The 12904-nt window shown below is 72.3% G+C and carries 13 protein-coding genes and 2 pseudogenes; 6 read left to right on the top strand and 9 right to left on the bottom strand.

The window, feature by feature from the left end; genetic code table 11:
* A pseudogene (locus tag LQV45_RS08850) lies at positions 1 to 421 on the bottom strand (cytosine deaminase); the annotation flags it as partial.
* A gap of 108 nt (positions 422 to 529) precedes the next feature.
* On the opposite strand from LQV45_RS08850, the gene LQV45_RS08845 reads away from it, so the two are divergent.
* Together LQV45_RS08845 and LQV45_RS08840 are read left to right on the top strand one after the other, a co-directional pair.
* Positions 530 to 1378: a Sir2 family NAD-dependent protein deacetylase gene (locus tag LQV45_RS08845; RefSeq protein WP_230006683.1), complete on the top strand. Its 849-nt coding sequence runs from the start codon at positions 530 to 532 to the stop codon at positions 1376 to 1378.
* Positions 1379 to 1421: 43 nt separating this feature from the next.
* Entirely contained in the window at positions 1422 to 2009 is a 588-nt protein-coding gene (locus tag LQV45_RS08840; RefSeq protein WP_230006682.1) for a histidine phosphatase family protein, read from the top strand.
* Positions 2010 to 2025: 16 nt separating this feature from the next.
* Here the strand turns inward: LQV45_RS08840 and LQV45_RS08835 are convergent, their stop codons facing one another.
* From LQV45_RS08835 to pdhA, 6 genes are all read right to left on the bottom strand, one after another.
* Positions 2026 to 2838 (bottom strand): CoA ester lyase, encoded by an 813-nt coding sequence (locus LQV45_RS08835; protein WP_230006681.1) that lies wholly within the window; start codon positions 2836 to 2838, stop codon positions 2026 to 2028.
* Positions 2835 to 3302 (bottom strand): MaoC family dehydratase, encoded by a 468-nt coding sequence (locus LQV45_RS08830; protein ID WP_230006680.1) that lies wholly within the window; start codon positions 3300 to 3302, stop codon positions 2835 to 2837. Before LQV45_RS08830 ends, LQV45_RS08835 begins: the two co-directional genes overlap by 4 nt.
* A complete protein-coding gene (locus LQV45_RS08825) occupies positions 3299 to 4477 on the bottom strand; it encodes an acyl-CoA dehydrogenase family protein (RefSeq protein ID WP_290370228.1) in 1179 nt (392 codons plus the stop codon). The genes LQV45_RS08830 and LQV45_RS08825 overlap by 4 nt, the downstream gene beginning before the upstream one ends.
* Positions 4478 to 4557: 80 nt before the next feature.
* Positions 4558 to 5988 carry a dihydrolipoamide acetyltransferase family protein gene (locus tag LQV45_RS08820; RefSeq protein WP_230006679.1) on the bottom strand — a complete coding sequence of 477 codons (1431 nt, stop codon included), beginning with the start codon at positions 5986 to 5988 and terminating at the stop codon, positions 4558 to 4560.
* Positions 5985 to 7034, bottom strand: coding sequence for an alpha-ketoacid dehydrogenase subunit beta (locus LQV45_RS08815; RefSeq protein WP_230006678.1), 1050 nt, complete (start codon positions 7032 to 7034; stop codon positions 5985 to 5987). Before LQV45_RS08815 ends, LQV45_RS08820 begins: the two co-directional genes overlap by 4 nt.
* Positions 7031 to 8230, bottom strand: a complete 1200-nt coding sequence (pdhA, locus tag LQV45_RS08810; protein ID WP_374208165.1) for a pyruvate dehydrogenase (acetyl-transferring) E1 component subunit alpha — start codon at positions 8228 to 8230, stop codon at positions 7031 to 7033. The genes LQV45_RS08815 and pdhA overlap by 4 nt, the downstream gene beginning before the upstream one ends.
* A 169-nt stretch (positions 8231 to 8399) precedes the next feature.
* Here pdhA and LQV45_RS08805 point away from each other — a divergent pair, with 169 nt between their 5' ends.
* On the top strand, positions 8400 to 8873 hold the full coding sequence (locus LQV45_RS08805; protein ID WP_230006676.1) for an Lrp/AsnC family transcriptional regulator: 474 nt from the start codon (positions 8400 to 8402) through the stop codon (positions 8871 to 8873).
* 10 nt (positions 8874 to 8883) lie between these two features.
* On the opposite strand, the gene LQV45_RS08800 is transcribed toward LQV45_RS08805, so the two are convergent.
* A complete protein-coding gene (locus LQV45_RS08800; protein ID WP_230006675.1) occupies positions 8884 to 9876 on the bottom strand; it encodes a DMT family transporter in 993 nt (330 codons plus the stop codon).
* A 71-nt stretch (positions 9877 to 9947) separates the two neighbouring features.
* Here LQV45_RS08800 and LQV45_RS08795 point away from each other — a divergent pair, with 71 nt between their 5' ends.
* On the top strand, positions 9948 to 10511 hold the full coding sequence (locus LQV45_RS08795; RefSeq protein ID WP_230006674.1) for a CGNR zinc finger domain-containing protein: 564 nt from the start codon (positions 9948 to 9950) through the stop codon (positions 10509 to 10511).
* Here LQV45_RS08795 and LQV45_RS08790 read toward each other — a convergent pair.
* Complete coding sequence (locus LQV45_RS08790; protein ID WP_230006673.1) at positions 10468 to 11364, bottom strand: alpha/beta fold hydrolase; 897 nt, start codon at positions 11362 to 11364, stop codon at positions 10468 to 10470. The genes LQV45_RS08795 and LQV45_RS08790 overlap by 44 nt on opposite strands.
* A gap of 243 nt (positions 11365 to 11607) precedes the next feature.
* Here LQV45_RS08790 and LQV45_RS08785 point away from each other — a divergent pair, with 243 nt between their 5' ends.
* Together LQV45_RS08785 and LQV45_RS08780 are read left to right on the top strand one after the other, a co-directional pair.
* Positions 11608 to 12342 (top strand): exonuclease domain-containing protein, encoded by a 735-nt coding sequence (locus LQV45_RS08785; RefSeq protein ID WP_230006672.1) that lies wholly within the window; start codon positions 11608 to 11610, stop codon positions 12340 to 12342.
* 66 nt (positions 12343 to 12408) lie between these two features.
* Positions 12409 to 12904 (top strand): annotated as a pseudogene (locus LQV45_RS08780) (HNH endonuclease); the annotation flags it as partial.

Raw genomic sequence — 12904 nt, 5'->3', positions numbered from 1 at the left:
GCGACCATGGCAGCAGCCCGATCCCGGCGTCGACGTCGACGTGACTGCGGATCGCGGTCGTGCCGTGCCGCACGAGTTCCGCGAGCACGCGCGCCGCGCGCGGGGCCGAGGGGATGCCGAGGGCCTCGCGCCGGTCCCGTTCGTGGCGGATGCGCCCCTCGGTGCTCGACTCGCCACCGTACGACTGCCACGGAAGGCCCCACCACGATTTGTCGACGTGCGCGTGGGCGTTGATGATCCCGGGGAGGGCCAGCATCCCGCGCCCGTCGAATTCCCGGGCGCCGACGGGGTCGGAGCCGACCGGCGCGACCCGCGCGATGCGTCCGTCCTCGATGACGATGTCGACGGGATCCCCTCCCCACGGGCGGACGCGGCGGAGGCGGGTGACGTCGAAGAAGGCCGGGGAGGGTGTGGGGCTCATGGCCCGATTATCCGTGGTCGCTCATGCGAACCGTCCGGGGGTGGCGCCGGGCGGGCGGCGACGACGGTGTCGGCGCGCGGTCCTAGACTCGATCCGACGGAGGTGGGCATGACGGACACGACGAAGGATGCCGAGATCGGGGCATCCATCGATCGAGCCGTCGAGGTGCTCGCCGGGCGCCGCATCGCCGTCCTGACCGGCGCGGGAGTATCGACCGACTCCGGCATTCCCGACTACCGCGGCAAGGGAGCGCCCACGCGCACCCCGATGACGGCGCAGCAGTTCTTGGCCAGCGCCGACGCGCGCCGCCGGTACTGGGTCGGCAGTCACCTCGGCTGGAAGGTGTTCGCCGCCGCCGCGCCCAACGACGGCCACCGTGCGCTCGCCGCGCTCGAGGACTCCAGCGTCTCCACCGGTGTCATCACGCAGAACGTCGACGGGCTCCACGTGCGCGCCGGCAGTCACCGCGTCGTCGAGCTGCACGGCACGATGCGCCGCGTGGGGTGTCTGCACTGCGGGCAGGTGTTCGACCGCCGCGACCTCGCGGCGCGCGTCGAAGCCGACAATCCGTGGATCGCCCTGCCCGAGAACGTCGAACTCGGCCCCGACGGCGATGTCACCCCGGCATCGGCCGACGGTTTCGTCGTCCCGGTGTGCTCGGTGTGCGGGGGGACGCTGAAGCCCGACGTGGTGTTCTTCGGCGAGTACATCCCGGTCGAGAAGTTCCGCGAGGCCGAACAACTCGTGCACGCCAGCCAAGCGCTGGTCGTGGCCGGCTCCTCGCTCGTGGTCAATTCCGGCATCCGCCTGGTGGAGCGGGCGCGGCGCCGCCGCCTCCCCGTCGTGATCATCAACCGCGGCGAGACCCGCGCCGACCAGCGCGCGGCGGTCAAGATCGAGGGCGGTACGACCGACGTGCTGCGGGCGTTCGCCGAGCGGCTGCCGCCCCTGGCGTGACGCTCGCGGGGCCGCACCGGGGAGCGCGGGTTAGGCTCGACTCGTGACGATCCTCACCCTCGTACGCCACGGCGAGACCGACTGGAACGCCGGCCAACGCATCCAGGGCTCGACCGACATCCCCCTCAACGACACGGGCCGCGCGCAGGCCCGCGAAGTCGCCGCGACCCTCGCCGACGATCTCGTCGGGAGCGATGTCGTCGTCGTCTCGAGCGACCTGTCGCGCGCCGCCGAGACCGCCGACACGATCGCCGCGGCCCTCGGCACCACCGTCGCCCGCCGCCTCCCGGGCCTGCGCGAACGCTCCTACGGCGACGCCGAGGGCATGGACGCGCAGACCTTCGCCGCGACCTACGGGCCGTGGAACACCGCCCAGGTCCCGGGCGCCGAGGCGTGGCCGCTCGTGCGCGAACGCGCGCTGGCGTCGATCGCCGAGGTCGTGACCGAGACCCCCGAGGGCGCGCACGTCATCGCGGTGGCGCACGGAGCGCTCATCCGCGAGGTCATCCTGCACGCCACCGACGGAGCGTTCCCCCGCGTCGGCGAGCGACTGCCCAACTGCTCCGCCACCGTCTTCCGCCTCGACGGCGAGGCCTGGGAGATGCTGGCCTACGCCGGCGTCGTGAGCTGACCGGCCGCTTCGGGACTCACGTCCCGGCGCGCCGGAGCAGCGTGCGGGCGTGCCGGAGGATCGGCTCGTCGATCATGCGCCCCTCGTAGCGGAACACGCCCCGCTCCCCCGCGGCTGCCGCGAGCACGCCCTCGGCCCACGTGCGCTGATCCGGCGTCGGAGCGTACGCCGCCCGGATGGTCGCGACCTGGCCCGGGTGGATGCACGCGGTCGCGGTGAAGCCCGAGGCGGCAGCATCTCGAGCTTCGGACGACAGACCGTCGAGATCGGCGATGTCCACGTGCACGGCGTCGATCGCCGCCTTCCCGAACGCCCCCGCCGCCAGCAGCACGCGGGCGCGGGCGAGCCGTGCGACATCGCGGTACGCGCCGTCGTCACGGCGGCTGGAGGTCCCACACATGCTCGCCACCAGGTCTTCCGCTCCCCACATCAGCGCGACCACCGACGGCAGCGCCGCGAGCTCTTCCGCCGCAACCACCCCGCGCGCGGTCTCGCACAGCGCGATGACCTCGTACGCGTCGACGGGCGCGAGGGATGCCGCGGACTCGGCCTTGGCGACCATCACGCGGCGGACGCGGGTGTGGGCGAGGGCCGCGAGATCCCGGGCGAACTCAGGGGTGGCGGGCGCGTTGACCCGCACGATCAGACGGTCCGGATCGGGGTCCGCGGCGATCAGGGCCGCGCGCGCGGCCTCCTTGGCATCCGGGGCGACGGCGTCCTCGAGGTCGAGGATCGCGGCATCCGCCCTCTCCCGCGCCTTCGCGAGGCGCTCGGGGCGGTCGCCGGGGACGAAGAGCAGCGCCGGGCCGAGATCGAACGCCCCGGTCACGTCGCGGCATCCGTCGACCACACCAGCACCGTCCGGGTCGCGGTGGCCACGACCTCGTCGTTCTGCGACGTCCCGGTGTGGGCCAGGACGACGACGCCCTGACCGGGGCGGGACGCCGACGCGCGCGCCGACACCACCTCGGTCTCGGCTGTGAGGGTGTCGCCGATGAACAGCGGCGCCGGGAAGCTGACGTCCGTCAACCCCAGCTGAGCGACGAGCGTGCCCTGGGTCAGCTGTGCGACCGAGAGACCCACGAGCGTCGACAGCGTCCACATCGAGTTGATCAGCGTGCGACCGAACGGCTGGGTCGCCGCGTACGCGGCATCCAGGTGCAGGGCCTGCGCGTTCATCGTGAGGGTCGTGAACAGGACGTTATCGGCCTCGGTGACCGTCCGCCCGGGCCGGTGCACATAGCGCTCGCCGACGATGAACTCCTCCAGAAACAGGCCCCGCTGCTCGATCATGCGGCAACGGTACTCCCCGACAGGCCCAGTGCTCGCGAGATCACCATGAGCTGCACCTCGGTCGTCCCCTCGCCGATCTCGAGGATCTTCGAGTCCCGGTAGTGCCGCGCCACCGGGTATTCGTTGATGAAGCCGTTCCCGCCGAAGATCTGCGTGGCGTCGCGCGCGTTCGCCATCGCCGCGTCGCTCGCGGTCATCTTGGCCACCGCGGCATCCACCGCGAAGGGCTTTCCCGCGTCGCACAGGCGCGCGGCGTGCACCCACGCCAACCGCGCGGTGTGCACCCGGGCGTGCATCCGCGCGAGCGTGAACTGCACGTTCTGCCGTGTCGACAGGCGATCGCCGAACACGGTGCGGCTGCGGGCGTAGTCGACCGCCGCCTCGAGGCATCCCTCGGCCGCACCGGTCGCGAGCGCCGCGATCGCCACACGTCCCTCGTCGAGCGTGCGCAGGAAGTTCTTGAGCCCGTGTCCGCGCTCGCCGAGGAGGTTCGCCGCGGGCACGCGGACACCGTCGAAGGTCAACGGGTGCGTGTCGGAGGCGTTCCAGCCGACCTTGTCGTACGCGGGACCGACCGTGAAGCCCGGGGTGCCCGCGGGCACGATGAGGGTCGAGATCTCGGGGCGGTCGCCGCTACGCTCGGTCACCGCGGTGACGGCGACGTAGCTCGTGATGGCGGTGCCGGAGTTGGTGATGAACTGCTTCGAGCCGTCGATCACCCACTCGTCGCCGTCGAGCCGTGCGGTCGTGCGGGTCGCCCCCGCGTCGCTGCCGGCCTCGGCCTCGGTCAGGCCGAACCCGGCGAGCGCGCGCCCGGCCACGAGGTCGGGGAGGTACTCGGCCTTCTGCGCGTCGCTGCCGAAGCGGTACAGCGGCATGGCGCCCAGTCCCACGCCGGCCTCCAGGGTGATCGCGAGCGACTGGTCCACCCGTGCGATGGCTTCGATCGCGACGCACAGCGCTGCGTAGTCCCCGCCCTGCCCGCCGACGGCCTCGGGAAACGGCAGGCCGAACAGGCCCAGCTCGCCCATCTGCGCGACGATGTCGAGCGGCAGTTCGTGCGCGCGGTCGGCCTCGTAGGACCGCGGCGCGATCACCTCGTCGGCAAATTCGCGGACCATTCCGGCGAGCTCGCGCTCGTCGTCGGTGAAGGCGTGCTGAGTGTCGATGCTCACGGGGGATCCTCCTCGGGATCGGGAAAGGGATGCCGCGGACGCGGCGCTCGGGTCGGGTGGGGGCGTCCGGGGCCCCGGGATCACCGCAGCAGCATCGCTCTGCCCGGCTCGCGCAGCACCCCGGCGACGTCGGTGAGGAAGCGCGCGGCCTCCGCCCCGTCGACGACGCGGTGATCGAACGAGAGGCTGAGGGTCAGCACGTCGCGCAGGGCGATCTCGCCCCGGTGCTCCCACGGGGTGCGGCGCACCGCACCCACGGCGAGGATCCCGGCCTCGCCCGGGTTGAGGATCGGGGTGCCGGCATCCACCCCGAAGACCCCGACGTTCGTGATCGAGAACGTCCCGCCGGTCATGTCCACCGGGGCCGTGCGTCCGGCCCGCGCGGTCGCGGCCAGCCCGGCGATCGCGTCGGCGAGGTCGACGAGCGCGAGGGTCTCGGCATCCCGGATCACCGGCACGACGAGCCCGCGACCGGTCGCCGCGGCGATGCCGAGATTCACGTAGTGGTGCTCGACGATCTCGCCCGCCTCGTCGTCCCACCGCGCGTTCAGCGCCGGCGTGCAACCGATCGCGAGGCACACCGCCTTCGCGACGATCGCGAGCACACCGATCCGGTGACCGTCGAGCGCGCGATCGTGTGTCAGGGACGCCAGCAGCTCGGTGGTCGCGGTGACGTCGATCGTGAGGAAGGTCGTCGCGTGCGGGGCGGTGAAGGCGCTGCGCACCATCGCGGCGGCGGTGTGCTTGCGCACGCCGCGGATCGGTGTGCGCGTGACGCGCGGGTCGGAACGAACAGCCGGGGGGACCGTCGACGCGAGAGAAGGGGAGGTGCGGGCGAACTCCTCGACGTGCGCCCGTGTGACGAGATCGCCGGGATGAACGGCGGCCACGCGGGCGAGGTCGACGCCGAGGTCCTTGGCGAGCTTGCGGACCGGCGGCGTGGAGCGCGGCCGCTCGACCGGCACCTCGGCGGGAGCGGAGCGAACGACGTCGTGCGGCGCCGCCGCATGGACGGCGGAGTCGACGTCGATCACCGTCGTGGCAGTGGTGCGCGCGCGGCGCCGCGGCCGAGCGCCCGACGTCGGAGCCGCGCCGTACCCGACGAGGTTCGGTGTCGCCGCTCCCTCGCGGCCCGTCGGGCGGAGATCGTCGGCGACACGCCGCTCGGCGGTCGCCGCCACCGGCGTGTCGGGTGTCGACTCCGCCGGACGGTCCGCCGGCGGGGCGGCGGTGGGCTTCGGCGGCTCGGGTTCCGATCCGGCATCCTCGTCTCCCCCGACGGCGAAGGACACCAGGGGCGAGCCGACGGCGACGACATCGCCGGCCGAGGCGTGCAGTCCCTGCACGATCCCGGCGTAGGGCGACGGGATCTCGACGACCGCCTTGGCCGTCTCGACCTCGGCGATGGTCTGGTTCAGCGACACCTCGTCGCCCTCGGCGACGTGCCACAGCACGATCTCGGCCTCGGGCAGTCCCTCGCCGAGATCGGGAAGGCGGAATTCGGCGATCATCGGACACCCTCTTCGACGGTGCTTCCGGCGGGTGCGAGGCCACCCGCGGGAAGCACGCCGGTATCGCGCTCGCACACCCGATCCACCGCGTGCAGGATGCGGTCGAGGTCGGGCACGTGGTGCTTCTCGAGCTTGGCCGGCGGATACGGGATGTCGTGCCCGGTGACGCGCTGCGGCGGCGCCTCGAGGAAGGGGAAGCAGCGCTCGGTGATGCTCGCCACGATCTCGGCGCCCACCCCCGCCTGGCGCGCCGCCTCGTGCACGACGACGACCCGGCCGGTCTTGCGCACCGACGCGGCGACGGTGTGGAGGTCCATCGGCGACAGGGACCGCACGTCGATCACCTCGAGCGAGACCCCCTCGTCCTCGGCGGCGAGAGCGGCATCCAACGCCGTGCGCACCGAGGCGCCGTAGGTGACGATCGTCACGTCCGTTCCCTCCCGGGCGACGCGGGCGAGGTGCAGGGGCGGGGCGTCGGCGAGATCGGCATCCAGATCGACCTCGCCCTTGGAGTGGTACAGACGCTTCGGCTCGAAGAACACGACCGGATCGTCGGATGCCACGGCCTGACGCAGCATGACGTAGGCGTCCTGCGGGGTCGAGGCGGTCACGACCCGCAGACCCGCCGTGTGCACGAAGTACGCCTCGGGCGACTCGGAGTGGTGCTCGGCGGCCCCCACGCCGCCGGCCCAGGGGATGCGGATGACCAGCGGCATCCGGATACGTCCGTTGCTGCGGTAGTGGAGCTTGGCGACCTGGCAGACGATCTGATCGAAGGCGGGGTAGACGAAGCCGTCGAACTGGATCTCGACGACGGGCCGGTAGCCGCGCAGGGCGAGGCCGACCGCGGTGCCGACGATGCCGGCCTCGGCGAGCGGGGTGTCGATGACGCGCGGGGCGCCGAAGCGCTCCTGCAGGCCGTCGGTAACCCGGAAGACGCCGCCGAGCTTGCCGATGTCCTCTCCCAGGAGCAGGACCCGGTCATCGTCGGCCATCGCCCGGGCCAGGCCCGCGGTGATCGCCGATCCGAGGGTGAGCGCGGTCATCGAGCCTCCTCCGTGGCGAAGCCCGCGAGGTACGCGACGTACTCGGCGCGCTGGGCGGCCAGCGGGGCGTGGGGTTCGGCGTAGACGTGGTCGAACACGGTCTCGGGGGCCCGGGTGACCGCCCCGATGCAGGCGGCTCGCACCTCGGCGGCGAGAGCGTCGGCGGCCGCGGCGACCTCGGCGAGCGCGGAGTCGTCGAGCACGCCCTCGGCGCACAGGTACGCCTCGAACCGGGCGATCGGGTCGCGCTCGGCCCACCGCTCGACCTCGTCCGCCGTGCGGTAGCGGGTCGGGTCGTCCGACGTGGTGTGCGGCCCCATCCGATACGTCACGGCCTCGAGGAACGAGGGTCCGTCCCCCCGACGCGCGCGGTCCAGCGCCCACCGCATGGCGGCGACGCACGCGAGCACGTCGTTGCCGTCGATCCGCAGGCTCGGGATGCCGAAGCCCGGCGCCCGGCCCGCGATGGGGTGCTTCGCCTGGACGGTGACCGGCTCCGAGATCGCCCACTGGTTGTTGGAGCAGACGAAGACCACCGGCGCACCGAAGGACGACGCGAACACCATCGCCTCGTTGACGTCGCCCTGGCTCGTCGCACCGTCGCCGAAGTACGCCACGGCGACGTCGGTGGAACCGTCGCGCTGCGCACCCATCGCCCACCCGGTGGCGTGCAGCGCCTGGGCTCCGATGATGATCTGCATGGGCGCGACGTTGATGCTCGCGTGGTCGTAGGCGGAGTGCTCCTCGCCACGCCACGCGAGCATGTAGCCCTCGGGCTTCGCCCCGCGCGCCAGGAGGACGCCGTGCTCGCGGTAGCTGGGGAAGGCGAAGTCTCCGGCGGAGAGTGCGTGAGCGGTGCCGATCTGCACCGCCTCCTGACCGCGACACGGTGCCCACAGCGCGAGCTGCCCCTGACGCTGCAACGCGACGCCCTCGGCATCCAGGCGGCGGGTCAGGACCATGTCGCGGTGGAGGGCGCGCAGCTCGTGCGGCGACAGGTCGGCGATCCAGGGGTCCAACGCGGGATCGGGCACGCGCGTCCCGTCCGGTTCGAGCAGTCGGGCGACGTCGCCCCCGTCGTCGGAGCGGGGCGTCCTCCCCCGCGCAGCGGACTCGTTCGTTCGTGCGGCATCCGCCGCGGTTCCGTCGACAGCCGATCCGTGGTGAGGAGTGGTCTGGGTGTACGTCATCGTCATCCCTCCAGGTGCGGCCCGCGATCCTCGTGGGAGCGGGGCAGTCCGGGTGCCGGCGGCGTCGCCGACACGGCCGACCGTACGCGGGGAAGGCAGGGCGCTCAAGACCCGCGCCACGGGTTCAGCATTGTGCGCATTGCGATGACCGAGCATCCTGCTACTGTTTCGCACCATGACCAAGCTCGACGCGGTCGACCTCGACCTCCTCCGCGCCCTGTCCCACGATCCCCGCGCCACCGTCGTCGCGCTCGCCGAGAAGCTGGGCCTCTCGCGCAACACCGTCCAGGCGCGGATGGGCCGCCTCGAGAAGGGCGGTGTGTTCCTGTCCTACGAGCGCACGCTATCGGCCGAGGCGTTGGGCTTCCCGATCGAGGCGTTCCTGCAGGTGACGGTGCGGCAGGCCGAGCTGCCCGCGATCCGTGAAGCCCTCGCCCGAGTGCCCGAAGTGCTGCAGGCACACGGCCTCAGCGGACAGGTCGACCTGCTCGTGCGGGTGGCCTGCCGCGACACCCAGCACTTGTTCGACACCGACGCCCGCATCCTCTCGATCGAAGGCGTCGAGCGCACCGAGACCTCGCTCGTGATGGGCGAGGTCATCGGCTACCGCGTCGGGCCGCTGATGGACCTGGCGCGCCAGCAGCTGTAGCGGCGCGCTGTCAGGGTGCCGGGACGACTGGCACGCTCGCCGTCTCGGTGCGCGGTTCGGCCGGGCCATCGGCATCCAGTCGCACGAGCACGACACCGGCCAGGATGAGCGCTCCCCCGACGAACTGCACCGGTGCGGGGGTCTCGCCCAGCAGCAACCAGGCGAATCCGAGGGCGAACAGCACTTCGCTCAGCCCGACGAACGACGCCAGCCGCGACCCGATGAGCGGCACGGCGATGACGCCGAGCGCGTAGCCGAGGGTCGTCGCGACGCCGCCGACCCACAGCAGGGGCAGGATGCCGGGGACCTCGAGCCCCAGCATCGACACCGTGATCGCGGGGGCGGCGAAGGGCAGCACGCCCGTCACGATCAGCACCCCCATCACCGCCGTGCCGGTCAGCAGGCCACCCGCGGCGAGCGCGAGCGGGGGCAGATCGTCGCCGGCCCGCCCCGCGATGACGAAGTAGGCCGCCGCACACACCGCCGCACACAGTGCGAACAGCGTGCCGAGCAGGTCGAAACGCGCACCGCTGATGTCGACGACGAGCACGAGACCGGCCATCGCGACGACGGAACCGACGATGACGAGCTTCGACGGCGCCCGCCGTGTGCGCGCCCACACCGCGATGACGAGGAGCACGGGCGCGATGTACTGGATCAGGAGCGCCACCGCGACCGGCATCCGCTGCATCGCCGCGAAGTAGAACACCTGGCATCCGGCGACCGCCGTGAGGCCGAACGCGAGGATGAGCAGACCGTGCCGCCGCAGGAATCCCGGCTGTCGACGCACGGCACGAACGAGCGCGGGCGACAGCAGCAGGGCAGCGAGCCCCATCCGTACGACGAGGACGGCGCCCAGCGACCAGCCGCCGTCGAGCAGCGGTTTCACGAACGGGCCGCTGGACGAGAACGCCAGCGCCGAGGCGACCGCGATCACGAGGCCGGTGACGGCCGTGGAGCCGTGATGCGTCGGGCGTGGAAGGGCGACGGAGGAGGTGGTCATGGCTGCCCGCTGTCAGGAGTGAAGTACGTTTACACTCGTGACAGTAGAGCGTCCGCCTGTCAGGAGTCAACATGGTCTTCATTCGTGACACCGAGCTCGTCCTCCGCGCCACGGTCGAGCTGGTCAACACGCTGCCGCACACCGACACGACGGGGGTCGACACGCTGGTGTCGATGGATCAGCTCGACGACTTCGCCACCCGCCACGCCTACACCGGCTCGCGCACGCGCGACGACCGAGAACTGGCGGCGGTGCGCGGCATCCGCTCCCGGATCTTCGAACTGTGGACCGTCGACCGGGACACGTCCGTGCCGCTCGTGAACGCGATGCTCCGCGACGGGAAGGCCCTCCCCCAGCTCGTGCGGCACGACGACTTCGACTGGCACATCCACGCGTCCGACCCCTCGGACGCGCTCGCGCAGCGCATGCTCGTCGAAGCGGCGATGGCGTTCGTCGACGTCATCCGCGCAGACGAGTACGCCCGTGTGCGCGTCTGCGACGCCGACGACTGCCAGGGGGTCTACGTCGATTTCTCCAAGAACGGCTCCAAGCGGTACTGCGACTCGGGCAACTGCGGCAACCGCATGAACGTCAACGCGTACCGGCGGCGGAGGGCCCGCGCAGGAAGCGAGTGATCGCGGATGCCGCCGCGCCCGGAGTCTCGTAGTGGATCAGGTGCCCCACGTCGGGGATCTCCACCAGCTCAGCGCGCGGGAAGAGCGTCGCGAGGTGGCGCTCGGCCTCGATGGGCGTGATGTCGTCTTTCTGGGCCGCGACGAGGAGCGTGGGCTGGGCGATGCGGGGGGCGAACTCCCGCACGTCGTGCGAGACGCTCGTCACGAACGCCTCGTGCAGCACGTCGCGGTCGGCGAAGCGCGAGAAGTACGTGTCGTGCTGCTCGTGCACGAAGCGGCGCAGATCGGCGTCGCGCGTCTTGGCCATCGCGACGCTCATCACGCGCACGATGACGCCGTTGCGCAGGAGCGCGTCGCCGATCGGGCGTGGCAGCTTCGCACCGGCGAGGTAGTAGAACACCGCGAGACGCGTGAGCACCCCGCGCGGACCTTCGAGGGCCGGAGCGCCGATCGGGTTGACCAGGATGAGCTTCGGCGTGGCCAGGCCGCCCGCGACGGCTGCGGAGGCGACGATCGAGCCGAACGAGTGCCCGAGCACGACCGCGCCGGGCGCGACGGTCTCGACGAACGTCCGCAACCACGCGGCATACGCGTCGAGGTCGTGCGCACGGCCGGGCAGCGGCGCCGTCTCGCCGAATCCGGGCAGGTCGGGCGAGATCACCCGGATGCCGGGAAGGTGCGCCACGACCGGCTCGAGGCCGTGGTGCTCACCGCGGAAGCCGTGCACCGCGACGATCGTGGTCGCGGCGTCGGCGTCGCCGTACGTCCAGTAGGCCGTCGTGCCGCCCAGGCTCTCGGCCGTCTGCCGCTGCACCGGGATCTCGGCGAGCAGCGCGGCATAGGGGTTCGGCATCCGTCGATTCTACGAGAGGGGGTGACACCGTCTTGGCCGGTCGCGCCGGAGCGGCCCGCGCCGATGCGAGAACAGGGGATGCCGCGAGAACATGCCGATCCGCGGCAAACCGGCCTGTTCTCCGCACAACGCCTGTTTTCGGCGCAGCCCACGGCGCCGGGCACGCACCCGGGACGGGCCGCGAGCCCGTCCGCGCCGGAGTGCCTCCGCGGCCGTGTCGGAACCCCGCCCTAGCCTGGGCGCATGACCACGTGGCAGGCCGAGCCGCTCCCGATGTTCCAGACGCCCGAGTGGGCGCGCGTCGTCGGGGTGTTCGACCTCGAGACCACCGGGGTCGACGTGGTGAACGATCGCATCGTGACGGCGCACGTTGGCGTGCTCGACGCGGGCGGACACGTCATCGATGCGCGCGACTGGCTGGCCGACCCCGGCGTCGAGATCCCCGCGGGCGCAGCCGCCATCCACGGCGTCACCACCGCGCGTGCCCGCGCCGAGGGGGCGCCCGCGGCCGGGGTCGTCGCCGAGGTGGTCGAGGCGCTGCGCGCACTGTTCGCCGCCGGCATCCCGGTCGTGGCCTACAACGCCCCCTTCGACTTCTCGATGCTCAAGTACGAGGCGCTGCGTCACGGCATCCCGCCCATCGATGCGCCATCGCCCGTGATCGATCCGCTCGTGGTCGACAAGACCTACGACCGCTACCGGCGCGGCAAGCGCACGCTGACCCACGTCGCCGCGCACTACGCGGTGCCGCTCGACGCCGCCCACGAGGCGTGCGCCGACGCCGTCGCTGCCGGACGGCTGGCTCTCGCGCTCGCCGAGCGCTACGCCGCCTGGCTGCCGCCGACCCTCGACGAACTGCACACCCGACAGATCGCCTGGGCGCGCGCGCAAGCGGCGAGCCTCACCGAGTACTTCGTCAAGATCGGACGACTGGATGCCGAGGCTCCCCCGCTCGACGGCGCGTGGCCGATCCGCTGAGCGGGGGCGCGCGTCCGACGATGCGACACCCCGGTCGATGTCGGACCCCCTCATTAGTGTTCGAATATGGAGATCCCGGCACCCCCTGGCGATCGGTCGTCGACGGCCGGCGCGCAGGTCTGGGCGCCGTGCCCCGATGAGGACAGCCTGCAGTCCGACGCGGATTCCGCCTGGGCGATCGCGCTCGGGCTCGTCGACGAAGACGACGTGGGCGGCGCCGATCGCGCGACGTCTCATGGTCCGGCGGCGGTGCTGGACCGCCTCGAAGATGCGGCGGGGGCCCGCCATCGCGCCGCAGCGGCCGAGTACGACCTGATCCGCCGTGTGCTGAGCGACGCGCTCGATGACCCCGACCCCTGGGTCGGCCCCGACCCTACGCTCGACGGACTCTGGCATGACCCGCGGGGTCGCACGCCCGCAGCCGTGCGACGTGACCGCCTCGACATGGCCGAGCGCGCCGCGGTGGCCGAGATCGCGGTGCGGCTCCGACTCGCCGAACAGACCGTGCGCACCCGCGAGGCGCACGCGGGCGTGCTTCGGGAGCGATGCCCGGGGATGTGGG

Source organism: Microbacterium sp. Bi128, assembly GCF_918698205.1.
The sequence above is the reverse complement of the archived record's forward strand: the minus strand, read 5'-3'. Positions and strand labels throughout refer to the sequence as shown.